The sequence below is a fragment of the Devosia sp. MC532 genome, from assembly GCF_016461625.1.
Classification (GTDB): domain Bacteria; phylum Pseudomonadota; class Alphaproteobacteria; order Rhizobiales; family Devosiaceae; genus Devosia.
On the sequence record NZ_JAEMNZ010000004.1, the window covers coordinates 281,866 to 303,906 of the forward strand.

General features: G+C 58.2%; 25 protein-coding genes. 15 read left to right on the forward strand and 10 right to left on the reverse strand.

The window, feature by feature from the left end; translation table 11 throughout:
* Nucleotides 1-56: 56 nt before the first annotated feature.
* From JHC09_RS07575 to JHC09_RS07585, 3 genes are all read right to left on the reverse strand, one after another.
* Entirely contained in the window at nucleotides 57-596 is a 540-nt protein-coding gene (locus JHC09_RS07575) for a response regulator (RefSeq protein WP_199531425.1), read from the reverse strand.
* Between the two features lie 155 nt (nucleotides 597-751).
* Complete coding sequence (locus JHC09_RS07580) at nucleotides 752-1,360, reverse strand: superoxide dismutase (protein WP_169194642.1); 609 nt, start codon at nucleotides 1,358-1,360, stop codon at nucleotides 752-754.
* Between the two features lie 98 nt (nucleotides 1,361-1,458).
* Nucleotides 1,459-3,540, reverse strand: coding sequence for a S9 family peptidase (locus JHC09_RS07585; protein ID WP_199531426.1), 2,082 nt, complete (start codon nucleotides 3,538-3,540; stop codon nucleotides 1,459-1,461).
* A 205-nt stretch (nucleotides 3,541-3,745) separates the two neighbouring features.
* Here JHC09_RS07585 and JHC09_RS07590 point away from each other — a divergent pair, with 205 nt between their 5' ends.
* The 10 genes from JHC09_RS07590 (at nucleotide 3,746) to JHC09_RS07635 (ending at nucleotide 11,235) form a co-directional block, all read left to right on the forward strand.
* On the forward strand, nucleotides 3,746-6,154 hold the full coding sequence (locus JHC09_RS07590) for a putative monovalent cation/H+ antiporter subunit A (RefSeq protein ID WP_349236524.1): 2,409 nt from the start codon (nucleotides 3,746-3,748) through the stop codon (nucleotides 6,152-6,154).
* Complete coding sequence (locus JHC09_RS07595) at nucleotides 6,151-6,576, forward strand: MnhB domain-containing protein (RefSeq protein WP_169194644.1); 426 nt, start codon at nucleotides 6,151-6,153, stop codon at nucleotides 6,574-6,576. Before JHC09_RS07590 ends, JHC09_RS07595 begins: the two co-directional genes overlap by 4 nt.
* Before the next feature lies 1 nt (nucleotide 6,577).
* Nucleotides 6,578-6,955 (forward strand): Na+/H+ antiporter subunit C, encoded by a 378-nt coding sequence (locus tag JHC09_RS07600; RefSeq protein ID WP_169194645.1) that lies wholly within the window; start codon nucleotides 6,578-6,580, stop codon nucleotides 6,953-6,955.
* Between the two features lie 4 nt (nucleotides 6,956-6,959).
* Nucleotides 6,960-8,567: a proton-conducting transporter membrane subunit gene (locus JHC09_RS07605; protein WP_199531427.1), complete on the forward strand. Its 1,608-nt coding sequence runs from the start codon at nucleotides 6,960-6,962 to the stop codon at nucleotides 8,565-8,567.
* A complete protein-coding gene (locus JHC09_RS07610) occupies nucleotides 8,564-9,043 on the forward strand; it encodes a Na+/H+ antiporter subunit E (protein WP_199531428.1) in 480 nt (159 codons plus the stop codon). The genes JHC09_RS07605 and JHC09_RS07610 overlap by 4 nt, the downstream gene beginning before the upstream one ends.
* Before the next feature lie 53 nt (nucleotides 9,044-9,096).
* Nucleotides 9,097-9,348, forward strand: coding sequence for a monovalent cation/H+ antiporter complex subunit F (locus tag JHC09_RS07615; RefSeq protein WP_349236529.1), 252 nt, complete (start codon nucleotides 9,097-9,099; stop codon nucleotides 9,346-9,348).
* Nucleotides 9,348-9,701, forward strand: a complete 354-nt coding sequence (gene mnhG / locus JHC09_RS07620; protein WP_199531462.1) for a monovalent cation/H(+) antiporter subunit G — start codon at nucleotides 9,348-9,350, stop codon at nucleotides 9,699-9,701. The genes JHC09_RS07615 and mnhG overlap by 1 nt, the downstream gene beginning before the upstream one ends.
* Before the next feature lie 131 nt (nucleotides 9,702-9,832).
* The gene (locus JHC09_RS07625; protein ID WP_169194649.1) at nucleotides 9,833-10,252 is read left to right on the forward strand and encodes a MucR family transcriptional regulator; all 420 of its coding nucleotides are present in this window, start codon (nucleotides 9,833-9,835) and stop codon (nucleotides 10,250-10,252) included.
* Between the two features lie 153 nt (nucleotides 10,253-10,405).
* On the forward strand, nucleotides 10,406-10,762 hold the full coding sequence (locus JHC09_RS07630) for a helix-turn-helix domain-containing protein (RefSeq protein ID WP_169194650.1): 357 nt from the start codon (nucleotides 10,406-10,408) through the stop codon (nucleotides 10,760-10,762).
* Nucleotides 10,759-11,235, forward strand: a complete 477-nt coding sequence (locus JHC09_RS07635; protein WP_199531430.1) for a DUF6456 domain-containing protein — start codon at nucleotides 10,759-10,761, stop codon at nucleotides 11,233-11,235. Before JHC09_RS07630 ends, JHC09_RS07635 begins: the two co-directional genes overlap by 4 nt.
* Before the next feature lie 99 nt (nucleotides 11,236-11,334).
* Here the strand turns inward: JHC09_RS07635 and JHC09_RS07640 are convergent, their stop codons facing one another.
* Nucleotides 11,335-11,757, reverse strand: coding sequence for a SufE family protein (locus JHC09_RS07640; protein ID WP_199531431.1), 423 nt, complete (start codon nucleotides 11,755-11,757; stop codon nucleotides 11,335-11,337).
* A 52-nt stretch (nucleotides 11,758-11,809) separates the two neighbouring features.
* Nucleotides 11,810-12,106 carry a hypothetical protein gene (locus tag JHC09_RS07645; RefSeq protein WP_199531432.1) on the reverse strand — a complete coding sequence of 99 codons (297 nt, stop codon included), beginning with the start codon at nucleotides 12,104-12,106 and terminating at the stop codon, nucleotides 11,810-11,812.
* A gap of 319 nt (nucleotides 12,107-12,425) precedes the next feature.
* Here JHC09_RS07645 and JHC09_RS07650 point away from each other — a divergent pair, with 319 nt between their 5' ends.
* The 3 genes from JHC09_RS07650 to JHC09_RS07660 are packed head-to-tail and all read left to right on the forward strand — an operon-like array spanning nucleotide 12,426 to nucleotide 15,820.
* Complete coding sequence (locus tag JHC09_RS07650) at nucleotides 12,426-14,234, forward strand: PAS domain-containing sensor histidine kinase (RefSeq protein ID WP_199531433.1); 1,809 nt, start codon at nucleotides 12,426-12,428, stop codon at nucleotides 14,232-14,234.
* Nucleotides 14,231-15,478, forward strand: a complete 1,248-nt coding sequence (locus JHC09_RS07655) for a peptidoglycan-binding domain-containing protein (RefSeq protein WP_199531434.1) — start codon at nucleotides 14,231-14,233, stop codon at nucleotides 15,476-15,478. Before JHC09_RS07650 ends, JHC09_RS07655 begins: the two co-directional genes overlap by 4 nt.
* A complete protein-coding gene (locus JHC09_RS07660; RefSeq protein ID WP_349236525.1) occupies nucleotides 15,479-15,820 on the forward strand; it encodes a DUF1491 family protein in 342 nt (113 codons plus the stop codon). It abuts the gene before it with no gap.
* Here the strand turns inward: JHC09_RS07660 and JHC09_RS07665 are convergent.
* Nucleotides 15,817-16,959, reverse strand: coding sequence for a DUF2336 domain-containing protein (locus tag JHC09_RS07665; protein WP_169194657.1), 1,143 nt, complete (start codon nucleotides 16,957-16,959; stop codon nucleotides 15,817-15,819). The genes JHC09_RS07660 and JHC09_RS07665 overlap by 4 nt on opposite strands.
* 484 nt (nucleotides 16,960-17,443) lie before the next feature.
* On the opposite strand from JHC09_RS07665, the gene JHC09_RS07670 reads away from it, so the two are divergent.
* Together JHC09_RS07670 and chrA are read left to right on the forward strand one after the other, a co-directional pair.
* Nucleotides 17,444-18,139 carry a hypothetical protein gene (locus tag JHC09_RS07670; protein ID WP_199531436.1) on the forward strand — a complete coding sequence of 232 codons (696 nt, stop codon included), beginning with the start codon at nucleotides 17,444-17,446 and terminating at the stop codon, nucleotides 18,137-18,139.
* Nucleotides 18,140-18,157: 18 nt separating this feature from the next.
* The gene (chrA, locus tag JHC09_RS07675; protein WP_349236526.1) at nucleotides 18,158-19,336 is read left to right on the forward strand and encodes a chromate efflux transporter; all 1,179 of its coding nucleotides are present in this window, start codon (nucleotides 18,158-18,160) and stop codon (nucleotides 19,334-19,336) included.
* Here chrA and JHC09_RS07680 read toward each other — a convergent pair.
* The 4 genes from JHC09_RS07680 to JHC09_RS07695 form a co-directional block, all read right to left on the reverse strand.
* A complete protein-coding gene (locus tag JHC09_RS07680) occupies nucleotides 19,333-19,893 on the reverse strand; it encodes an NUDIX domain-containing protein (protein ID WP_199531438.1) in 561 nt (186 codons plus the stop codon). The genes chrA and JHC09_RS07680 overlap by 4 nt on opposite strands.
* Nucleotides 19,890-20,435 (reverse strand): hypothetical protein, encoded by a 546-nt coding sequence (locus tag JHC09_RS07685; RefSeq protein WP_199531439.1) that lies wholly within the window; start codon nucleotides 20,433-20,435, stop codon nucleotides 19,890-19,892. Before JHC09_RS07685 ends, JHC09_RS07680 begins: the two co-directional genes overlap by 4 nt.
* Nucleotides 20,432-21,004 (reverse strand): DUF1214 domain-containing protein, encoded by a 573-nt coding sequence (locus JHC09_RS07690; RefSeq protein WP_199531440.1) that lies wholly within the window; start codon nucleotides 21,002-21,004, stop codon nucleotides 20,432-20,434. The genes JHC09_RS07685 and JHC09_RS07690 overlap by 4 nt, the downstream gene beginning before the upstream one ends.
* 171 nt (nucleotides 21,005-21,175) lie before the next feature.
* Nucleotides 21,176-21,871 carry an outer membrane protein gene (locus JHC09_RS07695; RefSeq protein WP_199531441.1) on the reverse strand — a complete coding sequence of 232 codons (696 nt, stop codon included), beginning with the start codon at nucleotides 21,869-21,871 and terminating at the stop codon, nucleotides 21,176-21,178.
* Between the last annotated feature and the right edge of the window lie 170 nt (nucleotides 21,872-22,041).

Here is a 22,041-nt window from a genome sequence, read left to right on the forward strand (position 1 = left end):
AGAGTCGAGTTCCGCTCACAACGTAAGTTGTACGTGTGGACGGGTTTTTTGTAGCCCTATACCGTCGGGTGCTGAGGAGTATCCATCATCGGGCGGGTGAAGGGGATAACATTATCGCTGTGGCGGCGCAGAGGGTGGTCTTCTTGCTCGGGCAGGAGGCCGCGACGGTCGGGGCCGTAGTAGCCGAAATCGACTGAACCGACGACGTCATGCTTGAGCAGCCGCTGCTGTACGCGCTGGAGAAGATGGCGCGGCGACATGGGCTTAACCACAACTTCGTCGATGCCCGCGGAGATGGATTGTTCACGCGTGTCGGGTGTGATGCGGCGGGTGAGGGCGATCACCGGCAGGTCGCGATTGACGAAGCTTGGATCGAGACGAATGGCTTCAACAACCTCATAGGCCGGAGGCCCCTCGCGGTCGAAATCGACGACCAACAGGTCCAGTGGGGCGATGCGCATGTAGGAATAGAGCTCAATTTCGCTCGCGAACGGGCGCACACGAAGGCGCGAGTCACCGGCCAACACCATCGCTAAAACTGCGGTAAGCGCTGGGGTGGCTGCCAATACAGCGACTGTCTTGCCTCGAGCGACCAAGAACGATTCCTTCTTGCGTTAATGCATTGTTAACACGCAAGGATGAGGCAAAGAAGCAGCGCGGGCATAAGTTAAAGGATTGGCTGTAGATAAAGAAAAACCCGCCGATCCGAAGATCGACGGGTTCGCGCAAAAACTCTTTTCAGAGTAATGGCTTAGGCAGTGGCTTCTTCGAACATCTTTTCTACGTGTTCCCAGTTCACCAGGTTGTCGAACCAAGCTTCGAGGTACTTTGGACGCGCGTTGCGGTAGTCGATGTAATAGGAGTGTTCCCAAACGTCGACGCCGAGCAGGGGCTTGCCGCCGTGTACGAGTGGCGATTCACCGTTGGCAGTCTTGGTCACTTCCAGCTTGCCGTCCTTGAAGGACAGCCATGCCCAACCCGAACCGAACTGGGTGGTGCCAGCAGCGATGAAGTCTGCGCGGAACTTGTCGAAGCCACCGAGGTCGCTGTCGATTGCTGCCTGCAGCTTGCCTGGGAGCTTGTTGCCGCCGCCGTTTGGCTTCATCCAGTTCCAGAAGTGAACGTGGTTGTAGTGCTGACCAGCGTTGTTGAACAGACCAGCGTTCTTGCCGAAGCTTTCACGAACGATGTCTTCAAGTGGCAGGATTTCCAGACCCGAACCTTCCAGCAGCTTTTCGCCGTTGGTGACATAAGCTTGGTGATGCTTGTCGTGGTGGAACTCAAGCGTCTCTGCCGACATGTACGGGCCCAAAGCGTCGTATGCATAAGGCAGTGGCGGCAGGGTGAACTTGGTGGTCATAAAAGCCTCCGTTGAGTGTAATCGTAATCCGATGGCGACGCCGAATTTCGACTGACCTTATATCAGCCTGAAGCGGCACAACAATGTTGTGAAATAGACTATTCGTCCATTCCGACCGACTTAATCGCAAAGGCATAGCACTCGGCGGTCTCTTTGAAGCGTTCGAAACGCCCAGAGGCGCCACCATGTCCTGCCCCCATATTGGTCTTGAGATACAATGGTGCATCGCCCAGCTTGGTTGCGCGCAATTTGGCAACCCATTTGGCTGGTTCCCAATAGGTCACGCGCGGGTCGGTGAGACCGGCTAGCGCAAAGAGCGGAGGGTATTCCTGCGCGGCGACGTTCTCATAGGGCGCGTAGGACGCAATGCGCGTGTAGTCGTCTTCAGACTCGATTGGATTGCCCCACTCTGGCCATTCTGGCGGGGTGAGGGGCAGGGTGTAATCGAGCATGGTATTGAGAACGTCGACGAAGGGCACGTTGGCGATGACGCCTGCCCAAAGGTCCGGGCGCATGTTGGCGATGGCACCCATCAGCATTCCGCCAGCGGAGCCGCCTTCGGTGACGATCTTGCCAGCTGAGGTATAGCCCTCAGCGATGAGCATTTCCGCCGAGGCGATGAAGTCGTCAAAGGTGTTGGTCTTGTGTGCCGTCTTGCCCAGGCGGTACCAGCGATAACCCTTTTCCATGCCGCCACGAATGTGGGCAATGGCATAGACAAAACCGCGATCGACCAGCGAAAGTTTTGAAACCGAGAAGGCCGCAGGCATGGACATGCCATAAGCGCCATAGCCGTAGAGCAGCACTGGGTTGGAGCCGTCGAGCTTGAGGCCCTTGCGGTAGAGCAGGGTAACAGGAACCTCTTCGCCGTCGGCAGCCTTGGCGAAAAGACGCTTGGTTTCATAGTCTTCCGGGTTATGGCCCGAGGGGACTTCCTGCGTCTTGAGGAGCGTGCGCTCGCCCGTTTCGAGGTTTACGTCAAAGAGCTGCTGCGGTGTCGTTGGGGACGAATAGGAGAGGCGGAAGACGGCGGTGTCGAACTCGTAGCCCGTCGCCATGCCGAGCGAGTACGCGTCTTCGTCAAAGCCGACGATCTCTTCCTTGCCCGTGCGCAGATCGCGGGAGACGATGCGCGGCAGACCATCTTCACGCTCAAGGCGGAGCATGTAGTTTTTGAGAAGGGCGACGTCGAGGACGAGAACACCTTCCGTATGGGGGACGAGATCGGTCCAGTTTTCTGGCGCCGGGGCGTCGGCAGAAACGGTAACGATTTTATAGTCTTCGGCCCCGTCCGCATTGGTTCGGATGTAGAGCAGACCATCGCGTTCATCGACTTCATATTCACGACCGACCACGCGCGGCGCGACGAGGATTGGGTCCCCGCCGTTTTCCGCGTCGATCAGATAGACCTCGCTGGTCTGGTGATCATGGGCGTCGATGATGAGGAATTTTTCCGAGAGGGTCTTGTCGATGCCGACGAAAAAGCCCGGATCTTCTTCTTCATAAATCACGGCGTCGCTATCCTGCGCCGTGCCGATGATGTGCTGGCGGACACGGAAGGGGCGGTGGTTATCGTCATACTCGACGTAGTAGATAGAGGAGCTGTCATTGCTCCAAACAAAGCCGCCAGCAGTGTCTTTGATGACTTCGTCGCGGTCCATGCCGGTGGCGATGTCGCGCAGGACGATGTCGTAATATTCCGAGCCCGCGCGGTCCGCGGCCCAAGCGAGAACGCTATGAGTGTTGTCGTGCGATGCGCCGGCAAAACCGAAGTAACCTTCACCAGCTTCAGCATTGCAATCGAGCAGGATTGTCTCTTCGCCACCATCGCGCGGGGTACGGACGATCAGCGGGTATTGCTTACCCTCAAGCATGCGGGTGTTGTAGGCGTAAGGACCATCTGGAGACGGCACGCCGCTGTCGTCTTCCTTGATACGGCCTCTGATTTCCTTGAAGATTTTATCGCGCAGCGCCTCGGTCGGCTTGCCGAAGTGGGCTTCGTAGTAGGCGTTTTCGGCGTCAAGATAAGTGCGGATTTCACCGTCGAGCGCCGACGGGTCCTGCATCACCGCCTGCCAGTTTTGAGCGCGTAGCCACGCGTAATGATCGTCAACGGTAACACCGTGATGCGTGTGGCTATGGAAAACGCGCTTGGCGACGGGCGGTGTGAGCTCAGTCATGATCTCTCCAATGGGCCTGCGATGACATGCAGGTGAAGTGACATGGAGATAGGACGCCCCGACGGGTTTTGCCAGCCCGGAATACGTTGAAAAACGAAACTGGCGTACCGGCGGGGACGGATTTTGCTTGTGACAGTCCAGTCATTCTTTAAGGTCCGAATCTCGCGCGCAATAAGAATCGAACTGTTGATAAGAGGCGGTCCGCTTGGAGCTCGATACTCAAGACTATGTTGGTATGGCCGCGATCGCGCCTTTTGTTGCAGCGGTATTCGCGCCACTGCTCGGGCGGTTGTTAGGTCATATTAGTGGTTTGGCTCTGGCACTCGTCCCAGCTGCGATCTTTTACTATTTGATCGGCTTCGTGCCAGCGGTGGTTAGTGGCGAAACAATTGCCACCTCGCTGGACTGGATTCCGGCCTATGGGATTGGTTTGAGCTTTTTTGTCGATGGTCTGGCGCTGGTCTTTGCGCTGACCATTTCAGGCATTGGAACGCTCATCATTCTCTATGCCAGCGCTTACCTCAAGGGACATGAACATCAGGGGCGTTTTATTGGCTTTATGCTGGCCTTTATGGGCGCCATGCTGGGCCTCGTCTTGGCCGATAGCCTGCTTGGGCTATTCGTGTTCTGGGAGCTGACCTCGATCACCTCCTTCTTGCTGATTGGGTTTGATCATAAGCGCCAGGCGGCGCGGCGGGCGGCAATTCAGGCCCTGGTGATCACCAATATCGGCGGCATGTGCCTGCTCGCCGGGGCGATCCTCGTTTATGTGCTCACTGGCACTTGGGAGATGAGCGCGGTGCGCGGCATGGGCGATGTCCTGCGCGAGCATTCGCTCTATCTTGTCGTTCTGCTGTGCTTTCTCGGGGCGGCCTTTACCAAGAGTGCTCAGTTTCCGCTGCACTTCTGGTTGCCCAACGCTATGGAAGCGCCAACGCCGGTGTCGGCTTTCCTCCATTCTGCCACCATGGTGCAGGCGGGGGTATATCTTCTCGCCCGCATGACCCCAAGCCTTGGCGGGACAGCGGAGTGGATGAGCATTCTCACCATTTTTGGTGGTATCACCCTGTTGTGGGGTGCGCTGGGCGCGATCAAGCAGACCGATCTCAAACAAATCTTGGCACAAACCACCATCGCATCGCTGGGTGTGCTGGTCCTGCTGCTGGGCCTTGGCTCAAGCTATGCCGTGGCCGGTGTCGCGGTCTATTTCGTGGCGCATGCCTGCTATAAGGCAGGCCTGTTTATGGTCGCGGGCGCGGTGGATCATGAAACAGGTACGCGCGACATCACCGCCCTCGGCGGCTTGCGCAAGGCAATGCCTGTGACTTTTGCGGGCGCTGTGCTCGGCGCTCTCTCGATGATCGGCTTGCCGCTCACCCTTGGTTATTTCGCCAAGGAAGAAATGTATGCGGGGCTCCTCTCTGGCGAGTGGACAGTTTTGCTGACGCTGGCGGTGCTGGTAATTGGCAATGGGCTCTTGGCGGGTGTGGCGATGATCGTGATGATCAAGCCATTCATGGGGCCACAGATCGATACGCCCAAGCATGCGCACGAGGCTCCGATTGCTATGCTGGTCGGGCCGGCTTTGCTCGGCGTGATTGGTGTGCTGCTTGGTGCGATGCCGGGCTTTACTGGGGCCAATATTCTGGAGCCCGCTGCGAGCGCAATTTTCGGCAGTGCAGTGGACAGCCATTTGTCTTTGGCGATTGATGTCACCTCGCCACTGATCTGGCTCTCGATTGCCACTTGGGCCGTTGGTGTGGCCGCCTATCTGCAAGCCAATCGTTTGCGCAGCATGCTTCGCAAGTTTGACGCGGCAATTGGCTGGACGGCAGACACTGTGTTCGATCGTGTCATGTTCGGCCTCATTCGCTTTTCGGCGCGGGTGACGCAAACCCTGCATCACGGCAAGCTGGAGATCTATCTCGTCGTCGTCTTCTGCGCCTTGGGGCTGGCCTTGTTTGGGCCGATGTTGGCTTGGGGCGGGTTCGACTGGCTAGTGCCGACCCGGGATTTGGGTAACTGGAGCCAGCGGCTTGTGCTGCCGAGCCTCCATTTTTACGAGTGGGCGATTTTCATTACGGCGATCATCGGGCTGGTGGCAGTGCTGTGCGCTCCGACGCGCCTCGTCGCCATTCTGGCGCTGGGCGTGCAGGGCACGTCGGTGGCGCTGATCTTTTTGATCTTTGGCGCGCCGGACCTCGCCTTTACACAGCTGATGGTGGAAGTGCTCTCGGTGGTGGTGCTGACCTTTGTCATGAGCCGCTTGCGGCTCGATGTGAAGGATCATCGACCGTTTGAAGACTGGGCTCGCGACGGCACCATTGCCATTATCTGCGGGGCTGGGGTGAGCCTTCTCTTGATGCTGGTGCTCAATGGCGAATTGAACACGCGCCTCTCGGACTTCTTTATCGAAACCAGCGTGCCGATCGCCCATGGCCACAACATCGTCAACGTCATTCTGGTCGACTATCGCGGCTTCGACACCTTGGGCGAGATTGCCGTGGTGATGGGGGCGGGCATGGCGATTTTGGCCCTGCTGCGTCGCCCCAAGAAAGGCGCCCCAGCCAAGAAACTGCGCGCAGCGCGAAAGCCAAAGAAGGTGACGCCATGAACACCGTCATTTTCCGCACGCTGGCGCCGCTGATCGTGGCGACCATGTTGGTCTTCTCTTGGTACATTTGCCTGCGCGGGCACAATGAGCCTGGTGGGGGCTTTATCGGTGGGTTGATCGCGGCGTCCGCCATTGCCGTTTACGGCATGGCTGTGGGCGTGCCGACGGTACGCAAAGCGCTGCGGCTTGATCCGCTGGCCTTCGCCGGGATCGGCGTGCTGCTGGCGGGGGCCTCGGGCCTATTGAGCGTCTTTATCGATGCGCCGTTCATGACCTCGATCTGGTGGTTCATGAGCGTGGGCGGCAATGAGGTGGCGCTATCGACGCCAATGTTCTTCGACATTGGCGTTTATCTCGTCGTCTTCGGCACGATTTCGGCCATTTCGCTTTCGCTTGAAAGCGACCGTGAGGAGGACCTGTAAAATGGACTATATTCTTGCGGGCCTCGTCGGGCTTTTCATTGCGCTGGGGGTCTATCTGCTGTTGTCGCGTTCGGTGATCCGGATGCTGATTGGCATGACCATTTTCGGCAATGGCGTCAATTTGCTGATTTTCACCAGTGGTCGTGTGACCCGCGAAGTTGCGCCGATTGTGCCTTGGGGACAGAGCGTGCCGGAGGGCGTGATCGCCAATCCATTGCCGCAAGCGCTGATCCTGACGGCTATCGTTATCGGTTTTTCGATGTTCGCGTTTCTGCTGGTGTTGGCGTTCCGCGCCTATCAGAGCCTTGATGCCGACAATACTGACACCATGCGCCTCGCCGAGCCGAAAGACGCTCCGCAGCCGCCGCTGAGCTATTGATCCGATGGCAAGTCCTTCTTCCTCTCCACTCGATACCACCGGCGCAATGCTCGAAATGGCGACGCCACTTGCCGATTGGGTGCTGGTGCTTCCCGTCGCGCTGGCCCTGATGGGCGCTGCGGCGCTGTTGGCGCTGCGTCAGATCAATAAGGCGCCGCTGATTGGCGCGCTGATCATTGTCGGCGTCATCATCGCCTGCGAAGTGCAACTTCTGCTCGACGTTGTGGCCAATGGGCCGGCGAGCATGACCATGGGCAAGTGGTTCCCGCCTTTCGGGATTGCTCTAACGGCGGATTTGTTTGGCGCGACCTTCGCGCTGGTCGCCTCCATCGTCACCTTCGTGGTGCTGATTTATGCTGAGGCCGACCGAGCGGAAGCGGACAGTAAGGACGCATTCCATTCGCAGGTGCTGCTGTTGCTCGCGGGTGTAACGGGCGCTTTCCTGACCGGCGACCTCTTCAATCTCTATGTCTGGTTTGAAGTGATGCTGATCGCGTCTTTCGGCCTTTTGGTGCAGGGATCGCGTCCGCTCCAGCTCGATGGGGCGATCAAATACGGCTTTCTGAACTTCCTCGCGACGACGCTGTTTCTGCTCTCGCTCGGCCTGACCTATGGTTCGGTTGGGACGCTCAACATGGCCGATATTTTGCTGCTGGCGCCGAGCGCGAACCCGGCGGCTATGGCAGGTATCGCTGCGCTGCTGCTCTTGGCCTTCGGCATGAAGGCGGCAGCGTTTCCGGTCAATGCGTGGCTTCCGGCGTCTTATCACACGCCAGCGCCAGCCGTGTCGGCGCTGTTTGCTGGGCTCCTCACCAAGATTGGCGTCTATGCGCTCATTCGCTCGTTGGTGGCCGTGTTGCCGGGGAGCCGCGAGCTGCTCGAGCCGGTCATTGCCGCGCTGGTCATTGGAACGCTGCTGGTGGCTCCGCTCGGCGCGATTGCCGAAACCAATTTGCGGCGGGCTATTGGATTTTTCGTTATCGGCGGGATTGGCGCGGCCATGGTCGGCCTGGCTATTCCCAGCGAGATGGGTCTGGCCGGATCGGGCCTCTATATCGTCCACGCCATTTTGACCATGACCGCACTCTACATGGTGGTTGGTCTGATCGAGAAAGTGACGGGGCAGACCAATACGCGCAAAATGGGCGGGCTTTATGCCAAGCATGCGCCACTTTCGGTGTTGTTTCTTGTGCTGGTGCTGGCCGCAGCGGGCGTGCCGCCCTTCCTTGGGTTCTGGCCAAAACTTCTGCTTCTGGAAGCCAGCTTTGCAAACGGCGTTGCGGGCGAGGGGAGCTGGGTGGGCAATTGGTTGCTGTGGTCGCTCCTGATCAATGCCGTGCTGACCCTGATCGCTGGGACGCGCCTCTGGGCCCATGTGTTCTGGCGCAATGGACCGGAGGGTGAGACCTCAGAGCATGTGAGCAGCACGGTGCTGCCGCTTGGGAAGCGCGGGCAGGTCGGCCTTGGCGCGGTGGGCGGTCTTACCGTGGCGATCATCGTGCTGGGCCTGTGGCCGGGCCCCTTGATGGCCAATATCAAGCAGGGCGCGGCCGACATTGTTGACCCAAGCCGCTATATTGCAGCCACCAATCTGGCGGAGGACGGGAAATGAGTACTGTCGCCACAATTATTGTCATGGCCCTGCTCTGGGTCGGGATAAATGGCAATTTCTCTCTCGCCAATCTGCTGTTCGGCGCGGTGATCGGGCTCGTGGCGGTGCTGTTGCTGCGGCAGAACCTGTTTAGCCCGGGGGTGAGCAGGCGGTTCATACGCGCAGTCCGGCTGGCGGGGAGCTTTGCCTATGAGCTTATGGCGAGCGCCGTGAAGGTGGCGATATTGGTAGTGCGCCCTGACATGCACAAAGTCCTTCGCCCGGCCTTTGTAAAAGTGCCGCTGACTGTGAAATCGGAGGCTGAGATTACAATCCTAGCCAATCTCGTGACGCTGACGCCTGGAACACTGAGTGTTGATGTTTCAGAGGACAAGAAGTTTCTCTATGTCCACACCATCAGCCTCGAGAGCCGAGACGCGCTCATCGCTGAAATTGCCAATGGCTTTGAGAAGCAGGTCAAGGAGGTGTTTCAGTGACACCCGAAATCGCACTTGATTGGGCAAGTCTGATCGCGCTGACGTTACTGTCTATGGCGTTGCTCTTGTCTGTTATCCGTATCATTATTGGGCCAACACTAGGCGATCGCGTGTTGGCGCTCGATTTACTCACAGTTATTGCGATGGGCTTGATTGCCGCAGCGGCTGTTCGGACCGGGCTGATGTTGTATTTGGATATAGCTATCGCGGTCGCGCTTTTAGGCTTTCTCGCCACTATTGCTCTGGCGCGATACATCCTGATTAAAGCGGGTCAGAAATCACGTATTGGACAGGAAGTTGAATGATGCTGTCTCAGCTTCTAGTATATTTTGGATGTACTGTTCTTGTTTGTGGTGCGGCATTTTCCTTTTTAGCCGCTGTTGGTGTCTTGCGTCTTCCCGATCTTTATACAAGAATGCACGCGGCGTCTAAAGCAGGCGCAGTCGGTGGCGGTTTGGTGTTGCTGGCTGTTGCTTTTTTAAGTCAAGACGTCGCAGTCTCATTGCGGGCCTTTATTGGAATTAGTTTCTTACTGCTGACCACTCCGGTGTCAGCGCATTTATTGGCGCGTGCCGGCTACTTTGCCGGTCACAGTCCAAATAAAAACACGATACTCGATGAATTTGGCTCAGCGCGCGAAAAATCTCAGGATCGATAAAACGCGACAATACGTTCATCTTCCTGCTGCTTGCGGGGGTTGCGCTAGCTAATAAACGGTTTTAACAGGTGAAGTATGACGGGTCTGCCCCTGACACCGTCCAAATAGAAAAATAATCGAAAGGTTGAAAAATGAACGACGATACCGGCTCGTTCGTCAGTGCTGAATCTGACTTGGTTGAACTCAGCACCGAAATCGTCTCTGCATACGTGAGCCACAATGCTGTTAGCCCCGGTGATCTGCCGCGTCTAATTTCTGATGTTCACAATGCTCTGCGTACACTGCGCACCAACGAACCTGCTGTTCAGGTTGAAGAGCTCAAGCCAGCTGTTCCTGTTCGCAAGTCTGTTAACAACGACTACATCATCTGCCTCGAAGACGGTAAGAAGTTTAAGTCGCTGAAGCGCCACCTGCGCACCCACTACAACTTGTCGCCAGAAGAATACCGCGAAAAGTGGGGCCTGCCTGCAGACTACCCAATGGTCGCTCCAAGCTATTCGGCAACCCGCTCGAAGCTGGCGAAGGACAACGGTCTGGGCCGCAAGGCTTAAGTTACTGTCCTGAAATAAGAATTCTGTAAGTGGCCGCTCCTTTGGGGTGGCCATTTCCTTTTGTAATTTACTCTCTTTTGCCGAACTTATCCCCGCTCGCTAGCTTTGCTGGATTATTAGGATTATCGTCCTAGTAGTTATCGGAAGCTAATCATGCACTCATTGAGCGTATCTGCTTCGGATCGGGCAAATAACTTAGTTCACATCGCGCCACGCGATCTTTCTGTACGGCGCATCGTTGAACTGGTCGCTCGCGAGAAGCGCACACCTATTCGACTGCTAATAAACAAATCCCGTTGTCGAGCTGAAACTGCATTTGCGCGGCAACTGGCGATGTATCTGTGCCATGTGTGCCTCGGGCTGACCTTGACCGCTGTGGGGGCAGCATTTGGGCGGGATAGGACCACTGTCTCGTATGCCTGCGCTCTGATTGAAGATATGCGCGATGATCCGGCTTTCGAAACGGAAGTCTTTCGGCTGGAAAGCTTGATTGAAGGGGCGGGGGCATGAGCGGGGCTCTTCCTGACCCGATCCTTCGGCTGGCCAAGGACAGTGGCGCGCAAGTGTTTTTACTGGACCATCATCTGGAGGCGGCGCGGCGATTGACTGCGCTGTTTTGGAGAGCGCGTCTCAACCAGCGGGTGACCATGTCTTATGACCCGACGCGCATTGGCAATAAAGCAGGCGGTGCGCCGCAAGGAGACATGGCGCTGAGTGCGGCTGAAGCGCGGGCACAGTTGAACCGGCTGGCGCAAACACTCCCGAAGGACTGCTGGGCGGTGCTCAGCGACGTGTGTTTCTATCAGCTCGGACTGCAAGATATTGAAACGCAGAGGCAATGGCCGCGTCGGGGCGCGAAGCTGGTGCTGCGGATCGCGCTTGAGCACCTAGCGCAGCGCTGGGGGATTAATGCGCGGGCCGTTGGAGAGGGGCAGGGGGTGACGGGTTGGTTGCCCGACCGGCCAGCGATGTTCGCGGACTAGGGCGTTGAGGAAGCCTATGGTCTCTCTCGCGCCCATATCGTCGCGATTGGCGAGTTTGCCGAAAAGCCGCTGGTGTAGCGGCTTCGGCGGTGTGGCGACTTAGGCGGCTTGCGCTTGAGCGCGGATGCGATTGACCATCGAGATCAAGCCATTGCTGCGCTGAGTGGTGAGATGCTCCCGCAGGCCCATCTCGTCAAAGATCGCGATGGCGTCGGTGGCCGCGATTTCCGAAGCCGGGCGATCGGAATAAAGAGCGAGAAGCACAGCCACGAGGCCTTGCACGATCATGGCGTCGCTTTCGCCCTTGATGTGGAACACCGGGCCAGCGTCGGATGGGGTCTTCTCGACGGCGAGCCAGACCTGGGCAACGCAACCGCTGACCTTGTTCTCGGGCACACGCTGGGCGTCGGAGAGTTTGGGAAGGGCCTTGCCGAGCTCGATGATATATTCGAACTGGTCTTCCCAATCGTCTAGGAAAGACAGGTTCTCGGCGATTTCCTGGAATTTTTGAGGCTGGGTCATAAAGCACTATCTAAGAGATGGTGTGAGCGAGCGCCAGAGCCTCTTGTAGAGATTAGATAAGATCGGCAGGGCGCGGAACGGGCATGGTGACGGTGACGAGCTTGCCGGCTGCGGGCAGCTCTTCGGGCAAGGGCGGGACCACCGAGTTCAGAGCGACAGTGGCGACGGCTTTGCCCGTGACGCATTCCCAAGAATCGCAGGGAATTGATTCTACGCCCTTGGCGACTTGGGCAGTGCCGACTGCGACAGCCTGTGTTGCAGTCGCGGTGGCGCGATCCTTCAAATCAGCGCTTGGGGCGATGATGATGAAGGCCAATGTGAGCCAAAATGCGCAGCGCAAAAGGAACATGATCGCCAATCCCCCTAGGGAATCCGTAGGTTAGGCGCACCCTAGCGCGGATTAGCTACAATCTGTTGGACCTTTTGTAGAAAGGTTGAATCAATTGCGACCACGGGGGGTGCCTTGGCAATAACCTGTTTACGCTGTTTTTTGAAACACGGTCGAAACTCCCCATAAAGCGTTAGACGCCCCCCGAGTTTAAACCTGCATTAGAGGTTGGCGGACGAGGTTGCTCACATACGAGACCCGATCAGTCGGGCGAGGGCGGCAGAGCCCACATCTGAACCCAACAGTTCAGACAGGCGTCGGTAGTGTGAGTAGTGTGTTGATGCGTAACTTCAGTCTCTTCGGAGCCAAATGGGGCAATACCCTTGCCTCGCTGGACACGGGTAGTTTCCCAGAAGTCATGCGCTTGCAGGCCATCGGAAATACCGCACGCATTTTCATCGTCGTTGCCCTGGTCGGCATGTTCCCCGCTGTTTACGGCCTTGTGTCGGGCTCGGGCGTTGCCTTTATTCTGGCGGCAAGCGTGCTGGCAGGTGGTTTGATCGCGCTCTCTATGGTGCGCGCGGGCCGCTATGACGCCGCTGCTGCTGCCAATGTTACAGTTCTTATGGCCTCTGGCCTGGTGCTCTCCGTTGCCGATCGCGCCTTGGTCGACGCTGGCCTTGCGGTCGCGCTGCTCGGTCCGGTTCTGGCCGTACTGACCACCAAGACGCGTCTGCGCGTTGTTAGCTGGATCATGCTGGCGCCAATTCTGATGATCAGCATCAGCGCTTCGCTGCTTGGCCTGCCGCGCGTAATGGACAGTGCACTGGCGTTGCAGATCGCGGGCATGTTGGCTTTCGTTGTGAGCTGCGGGATCGTCACCTATTCGGCGCACTGCGTCAGCCAGCGGGCTGACAGCCAGGAAAAGGCGCAGATGAACGCATACCGCCATTTGGTGGAGCATGTTCAGGACGCCGTGCTGCGCTTTGGCACTGACGGCATCGTGCTGCTTGCGTCGCGCGCTTCGGAAAGCCTGTTTGGTTGCCCACGCTATCAGATCAGCGGTCGTGGCCTCGGCGAGCGTCTGCATGTGCTGGATCGCCCTGTATTCCTGACCGCATTCGCCGATGCTTCTGAAGGCGGACGTAGTCGCACGATTGAAGCGCGTGTGCGCCAGGAAGACCCACGGTCGAACTCCAATGTGCCGCGCTTCGTGTGGTGTGAAATTCAGCTTTCGCCCATTCTGGAAGAAGAAGCCAAAGCGGGTCGTCACGATGTTATTGGCTTGCTGCGCGATATTACGGCGCGCAAGGATGCCGAAGTGACGATGAGCGAAGCCCGTCGCGCTGCGGAAGATGCCTCGCAGGCTAAGTCGCGTTTCCTCGCCACCATCGGGCATGAACTGCGCACGCCGCTCAATGCTGTGGTTGGTTTTTCTGAAATGATGACCTCGGGGATCGGTGGCGAGCTTTCGCCTTCGCATATGGAATATGCGACACTGATCAAGCAGAGCGGGCGTCACCTTCTCGACGTCGTGGGCATGTTGCTCGACATGTCGCGTATCGAAGCGGGTAAGTTTGAAATTCATGCCGAGCCGCTGGTTCCGGCAGAGATTGTTCCGGCTTGCGTGTCCATGGTCGACACAATGGCTCAGGAGCGCCGCGTCTCGCTGCGTACGGATGTGGAGCAGGGCCTGCCGACACTGCACGCTGATGAGCGTGTCTGCCGCCAGATTCTGATCAACCTCCTCTCTAACGCCATAAAGTTCAGCCATGAAGGCGGCGATGTGGCGGTGTCCGTCAAGCGTCAGGGCCAGTCGATCAATATCTCGGTTCGAGACAATGGTATCGGCATGGCACCAGCGGCACTCGCCCGCATTGGCGAACCCTTCTTCCAGGTGCAAGATGGCCTGAACCGCACATACGAAGGCACGGGGCTTGGCCTCTCCATCGTTAAGGGAATGGTCGAACTGCACGGGGGCACATTACGTGCCATGTCAGAGATCGGGGCGGGGACGACGATTACCGTCCTCCTGCCGATCGCAGGACCAAATGGTGGCCTTGAAACCGCCGAAGTCCTTCCTCTTCATCGTGAGCCACAGGCTGCATCCACACTCTCATGGCCAAGCGAAAAAAGAAAAGCACAATGACAACGAACACCCTTTCCCAGCTTCCGCTGATGGCGGGGAGCGTTGTGGTTACGACCTTGACCAAAGCTGGTTATTGGTCGTTTGACCGCTATATGCGCGCGCCATTGGCATCCACGGCTGTTCTTGCCATGGTGACCCTGTCGGCAATGGCGGGCAGCAATGCGCTGTTCATGCAAACGACCGAACATCCGTCGCCATTTTTCGTGCAGACCAGCCAGGTCAATGCCGTCATGCCGACGCCTGTTGTCGATCGACCTGCATTGGAAGAGGTCGCACTCGCGCCAGCACAGCAGACTGTTCTGACCCAGCCGACGCAGACCCCTACCTATGCCAGTGCGCCTGTGCAGAACGCGGTGCCGGACGAGCCAGTGGGCAATGCGCAGATGTTCGCCGTGCAGAAGAAGCTGGTCGAACTGCAGCTGTTCGCTGGCAAGGTCGACGGCTATTACGGCCCACAGACCGCCGCCGCTATCCGCCAGTTCCAGAATCGCAATGGGATGAACCCAACGGGTTCGGCCGACAAATCTGTTGTCGATGCTATTTTGAATTCTGATGCAGCAGGCCGTGTGTCTGATGCTCGTTCGCAGCCCGTGCAGGAGCAGGCGATTACGACGCCAATCCGCACGCCAGAGCCAGTGCAGCAGGTGTATTATGCGCCAGCGCCAGCACCGGTCCCGGTGGTGCAGCCTGCGCCGCAGCCTGAAATGATCGCGCCGCCTGTTCAGCCGCAGGCTGTCGTTTTGCCACCAATTGCGCCGCCGTCGCCGGAAGTCGCGCCAGTGGTTCAGCCGCAGCCGCAAGTTGCGCACGCCGCAGCGACGACAATTGATGGCATTTTGGCCAATATGAGTTCGCCCGAAGCCGCGCCAACAACACCGACACCATCGGTTGCGCAGATGGCTCAGCCCGTGGTCGCGCCTGCGCCGCAGCCCGCGCCGACGCTTGTCGCGTCGCTAGAGCCAGTTCAGCCGCCAACTCCAGTTGCGACTCCAGCACCCGCTGCGACCGCGACGCCGGTTGCTGAAACCGTGAAGGTTTTGCCTGCGAACGACGCAGAACTGGTGATGCAAATCCAGCGTGGCTTGGCCAGCCTCGGGTTCTTCCGAGCGCCAATCGACGGCAAGCCGGGGCCGGAAACGGCGCGGGCGATCCGTGAGTTCGAGAACTTCCATCGCTACAAGATGACCGGCCAGGTTCAGCCTGATCTGGTGGATCTGTTGGTGACTGCGGGCGCGACGATCTAAGTGGGACGCCTCAGAAGCGATCTGTGGTGCATGGCGTTTGTGCGCCGCCACAATGATCTGGGCAATATGTGTGTGCTTGCGCGGCGTGGGGACCCCATCGCCGGGCAGGTTTTCATCGAGATCGATCATCTCGATGGAACACGGAGCCTGTTTACGCCTGCGCCCATGTTGAGCGCCGGAGATGGGGCGGGGCTGGTATTCCAGCGCCGCTTTTCCCATGTGGACCCGCTCAAGGTGCGTGATCGCATCAACCAAGAGACCGAATTTGACCCCGATCTCTGGGTGATTAGCCTTGATATGCGCGGGGATGACCCGGGTATTGATATCGTCGAGCCGCGTTAAACGGCGCGACGAATACCAATCTTGGCCAAAGCATCGATTGCCTGATCGACAATGGCATTGTGCGCAGTGGCCAGCTTGGCGGTCCGCTTGCTGTCCTGATTGAGTGGCACGTATTCTGGCTTGGTCAGCTCCAGCAGGTTCACTTCACCACGCCAAGCGCTCATCAGATAGGCCATGGAAGCCGGAGCGATGTCGTTGAACAGGATGGCAAACTCGGCCAGCGACTTGGAACGATCACCGTCCTGGCTGGTGGCGTGGATCAGCACTTTCAAGCCATCGTAAGACGTTGCCCCAAAGGCACGGAGGATGACGAAAAGCGATGCGCCGGTCACGTCGTGGGCGATCTGGCCGCACCGCACTTCATCCAGACCCGTGATCTGCGACAAGAGCTTGGTGACTTCGGGGCGACGGTTCTCGGTGAAGAGTTTCATCAGCGCCTTGGTCAGATCGGCCGTAGCGACGGAGAGCTGCTCAATGGTGCGGGCGATCGGAGCGACTGGGGTAGAGCGGTGTGCAAAAGAGCGGATGACCTTGATGCGGTTTTCATCGGAAAGGTCAAAGAAGGCCGGCGCGAGCAGACCAGCATCAAAGTCTTCGCGATTGCCTAGAGCTTCTGCAACCAGGTGATCCATGGTCGCCGAACGGGCCAATGCGCTGACAAAAGCGCCCTTTGGCACAATGTGCAGGTTCGCTGCGAGCGCGCGATAGACCTTGCGCGAATTCATCTGGAAGAGTTTGGACAAGACCGCGTCGGTCATGTCGCCACGCGTGGCGATGGCTGCGGCTGCAGGGGCACCGAAACGCTCGAGCAGGGTGAACATGGTCTGTTCGGACAGCTCTGGCGCGCTGCGGAGGAAATCAATCAAATCGTCGCCAATGTTCTCGATGACGAGGTTTTCGAGCATGGGAGACAGATGTTCGGCGCGTCCGAGAAGGGCTGCAGCCTTAGAACGAGCCTGATCGGTTGCGGCCGGGAAGAGGCGCGCTGCGAGAGTTTCAAACTGTTCCATTTCGGGAATGGTTGGCTTGCCGCGGCGGGCGTATGCATCACACGCGGCGATGAGCAGCGTGTTGGTGCGATCGACACCACCCGTTTCAATCAGAAGCTGAAATGTCTCGTACGGCTGAAAACCAAGCATTTGCGGCGGAACCACTGAATCACAATTTACATCAAAACCGATGCTGACCCACCATTGCTGGCAATTCGTTAATAGGCTGTTAACCTTGACGATCTCTTAATGGCATTTGCGCGAGGGGCGTCGCGCAGGACGATCAACTTCCAACTCGCTGCCCTCACTGGAAAGGGGGAGTGGCGCACAATGGAGGCCATTTTGGCTGATGTGTTGCATATAGACGGGCGCAGAAGGCGCCAGACTAAGCCACAACTGAAAAGCGTTGACGCCCAGATATTACTGTTTACTGGGGTGCGCTACGAACGCGGCTCTTTAACACCTGAAACGAACCTAGATGCCAAAAGGCGCAAGCGAAAGCGCGGATAGAATTTTGAGAATCGGCCAGCGGTTAGTGCTTGGCGCGATTGTGGTTGCGGCTCTCGCCGGTTGCGTTGCGCGACCAGTGAGCGACTTCGGCCGGGCGCGACCCAGTTTTACACATGATACAGCAATGCCTGCTGTTGGCGGTGTGATCGCCAAAATCCGCAAGGAGCCGGTGTCCAACTTCAATATGACCGACCAAGAGCGGGAAATGCATAACCGCACTTGGCGCTTCGTCACGGCTGCGCACAGCAAGGATTGGCTGTTCGATGGCGCGGTGGAGTTGCAAAGGACACGGTTGAGTTCGGCCACCGACTTCCGGTTCACCGAAGAGCGCTATTACAACTGGCTGCGCAACGAACAATACCACTCGTCGCGGACCCGCTATTCCACCGTTGGTCGTCATATTCTGGCCGATCTCGATACGGTCAGCAGCACTTTCGCATCGATTTGTGCCGTGGTGGAAGTCGATCGCCAGCGCCAGATTGCGGCGTCTGGCCTGCCAGCGGTAGGGACCGATGTGCGCACCAATATGCAGGCGCGCAAAACCGAGAACGATTGGCATATCGACTGGTTCGTGCGGGCGCTGAATTATCGCTATCTCAGCTATTCCTATGCGCTTGATCATTTGCTGGTGGAAACGCCGCATGAGCAATCCATGGGCGTGGATGAGAACCTGCGTAAGCTCCGGCCCTGGGTCGACCGGGCCAATCGTCATGACTTCTGTGGCGATGGTGGCAATGGCGCCAATCGTGGGCCAAGTTTCACAATACCGTCGCGTTATCAGACTATGGCGATTGATCGAGAAAACATCGTTCCGAAATGATGTGAGCATGGGGTGGGCGTGACGACGGAGAATAAGCGCGGAACGCCCGCCGAAGTCTTTTTCACATTTCTCAAGCTCGGTGTGACCAGCTTTGGTGGGCCTATCGCCCACCTTGGCTATTTTCGCGATGAGCTCGTGACCAAGCGAAACTGGGTGAGCGAGAGCGCTTACGCCGATCTGGTCGCGCTGTGTCAGTTTCTGCCCGGACCAGCATCGAGCCAACTTGGCTTTGCCCTAGGCTTGCAACGCGCGGGGCCTCTCGGCGCATTGGCGGCCTGGGTCGCTTTCACCCTCCCATCCGCAATTCTTCTCGTGCTCTTCGCTCTCGGTGCTGCCGCACTTGAGGGTCAGCTGGCGCAGGGGATTGTCCATGGGCTCAAACTCGTTGCGGTAGCTGTGGTGGCGCAGGCGGTTTATGGCATGGCCAAAAGCCTGACGCCGGACCTGCCGCGCATCGCCATCGCCTTGGGTTCGATTGTACTGGTCGTGCTAATCGGCGGCAGTTTTGGGCAGATGGCGGCCATCGGGATGGGCGGGCTGCTTGGGCTGGTGATCTGTCGTCATGTTGCGGGCAAGGGGGGCGACGCGCTGCCGCTGGTGTCAAAGGGCGTTGGTATTGCGGCGCTTATCGCCTTCGTCGTGCTGTTGGTTGGTTTGCCGCTCGTGACGGGGGCAGGGGACGGCGTAGCGCTGTTCGACGCGTTCTACCGCGCGGGGGCGCTGGTGTTCGGCGGCGGGCATGTGGTTTTGCCATTGATCGAGGCAGAGGTGGTGGGCTCTGGCTGGGTCAGCAAGGATGCGTTTCTCGCGGGGTATGGCGCGACACAAGCCGTGCCCGGACCGCTCTTCACCTTCGCGGCTTATCTGGGCGCCCTGAGCCATGGTGTGTCGGGTGCGGCGATTGCGCTGGTGGCGATATTTTTGCCCGGCATGCTCTTGCTGATTGGTGTTTTGCCTTTTTGGGCGGCGCTGGCGACAAAGGCACAGGCGCGAGCGGCTATGGCAGGGGCAAATGCTGCCGTGGTCGGTTTGCTCGTCGCGGCCCTGTACGATCCGGTGTTTATCAGCGGCGTTGGGAGCTGGCTGGATTTCGCGCTGGCGCTGATGGGCTTTGCGTTATTGGTTTTTGCCAAAGTACCGAGTTGGCTGGTGGTGCTGGGACTGGCGACGGTGTCGGGCGGGTTGGCGCTGATTTAAAGCGCGAGAATGCGTTTGGCGGCGCGGGCGGAAATTGCGGTAAGGGCAGAAAAGTCTTGCCATTGGGCCGCATGAACTTCGTCCAACTGGGCCGTAAGAGGCTGGTCGGCACTGGCGACAAACACATATTGCAAATCATGGTGGACGTGGGGCGGCTCATCGCGCGCGGGTTTTCCGGGCACGTCGTGACTGTCGATAACGAGCGGGAGATCGCCTTTGTGCCATGGGTGGAGCGCTGCGCCGAAAACGCCGGTCTCTTCAACAGCCTCACGCAAAGCCGAGGCCCAGAAACTGTCGCTGGGTTCATAATGCCCGCCGGGCTGCAGCCAGCGGCCGATGGTGACATGATCTATGAGTAAGATCTTGTCCTTGGCTGGCGAGATCACCAGCGCGCTGGTGGTGATATGGCCGGGGAACGTATCGCGCAGATCAAGACGGTGGTTATTGTCCATCTGCCAGCGGAGCAGGGCGAGATGTTCACCGGGCTCGGCAACATCGGCTCGGTACCGCGTAACTACGGCCGACAAGTGTGCGTGGAAAGTCTCAGAACTCATCATGGGCGAGGGCCGCAGCTGACGGCGGCGAGGGCAGCCTCAAAGCGGGGGCGCATGACGTCATGCGGCGGCGCGGCCCGGACCACGACAACCGCTTCGTTATGCACCATCTCTACAACCAAGAGATTGGGCGACACTTCAATCTGCTGCTGGGCGAGGAGTTGGGTTTGGGCTGAGTTGAACATCCCGAGCTCAATGGTCTGCCCGATGCCATCGCGATTGGTCGTCGAATAGGTGATGATGCCATCCGAATTATAGACGGCGACCGACCAGAATGCGTCGGGCAGCGTGCCTTGCACGAAGGCGGGCGCCTCATTGATGTCGATTTTGCAAATGCCGTAGACGAGCTCGGGGTCGAGCTGCAATGGGTTGTCACCACCAGCTGTAATGGCAGGCAGGACGAGCATTTTGTGATCGGCATCGAGGGCTGAAATACGGCTCCAAGAGGTGTTTTCGGCCAGGCTTGGCAAGGACAGGATCACCACAATATGGATGATACCGCCCAGAATTGCGCCGCCTAAGAGCCAGAGAAAACTGCGGATCACGGGCAATGCTCCTCGGTGATGGAGGGCATGATCGTGTCATTGGTGAAGCCGGAAAAGGCCGTGGTGTCATAGAGCGTGAGCACCAGCTCGTATGGCCCGCTGCCGGCGAGTTCAAGCCAGTTCATCGGCATGACATGTGGGCCGACATAAACCCGGAAGCTGCGATCGTTGTCGCGGACGAGCTCGCTGGACCGCAAGGCAAGGTCTTCGCGTGGTGCGGCCAGATTGCGCCAGTCGCTGTCGACGGCAGATAGCGTCCAGAAGCTCGAAATCGGCACGCGGCCAGAGATGCGGTAGGTGCAGCTGAGATCAAGAGGCTTGCCAGCGCTGTCTGTTGCAGCGGTGAAGCGCAGGCCTTCGCTGCGTCCGAGCTGCAACGCGCCTTCGCGAGCGATCTGGCTGCGCGTATAGGGATTTGGGTTCGGCACGCCGACATCTTGCCAGGTGATCCACGGGCCGAGCATGTTTGCAGCGATGAACCGGCCATCGGTGAGGGCGTAATAGCTCAGGCCAAAGCCAATGCTCAGCGCGACGGCGATAGCAACGAGGAGGCGGAGGACAAAGGCCACGGCGCTCAGCTCATTCGCAGATAGGGCATGGGCGGCAGGAACCGAAGCTGTTGCAGACTAGGAAGTTGTAGCAACCGCGCGGCTGCTTCGGAAGGGGCGAGGGGATGGAACCGCTGAAAAGATTAGGGCAGCCGAAGCTGCCCTAACCACCCCATGCACGGGAGGAGGAACTCAGAAGTGGAAGTTCACACCAGCTTTTATCGCGTGGGTGTGGTGAGTGAACTCGTAATCGCCAGCTGCTGCGCCGCCTGCAACAGTCCCAGTCCATTTACCGAAGTCGCTGTAGGCATATTCCGCTTTCACGGTTACATTCTCGGTGACAGCCATTTCCACGCCCGCTCCAATCGTCCAGCCTGTACGGCTCGTGCGGTAGTCTCCTTCGAATACGCCAGCAAGATCTGCCTTCGCGTAATAGTCAGTGAATGCGAAACCACCGTGCGCGTAAATGAGTACCTGATCGAAGGCCACACCTGCACGTGCCTTAATGGCACCCTGCCAATCCGATTTCACGGTAGCGATATCTGTGGCGGCAGCGCCGGCAATTTGCGCTGAGCCGCTGGCGCCAGACCAGAGTATTTCGCCTTCGAGGCCGAGAACGAACTGATCAAATTGGCCGTTTACACCGGCGGTGGCGCCGATTTGGCCCCCCGAGGGGTCGATGGTAGTTGTTGCGCCGCCTGTCGTAGGAGTGGACGTTGAGCGACCCCACACATAGCCGCCGACGGCGCCGGCGTAGATGCCGGTCCAGTCAAAGCCAGATGCGGTGTAAACTGGTGGGTCTGCAACTGGAGTATACAAGTCTGCAGCAAAGACTGCAGGAGTAACTGCTGTGCTAGCAGCGGCTACAATAAAAAGTTTCTTGAACATTTAGCCCTCGCCCATTGGTTGAGGCCCATATGGTTCCATGATTGTGTTTAGACTTCAAGAATGTGAGGTGTATCTGGTATTCTGGTTTTGTGAATTGTGTCCTGGTGCTTATCTTGATTTAGTTATTGTCGGTAAAGAATAAAAATAGACTCTGAGTCTGGCTCTGGTGA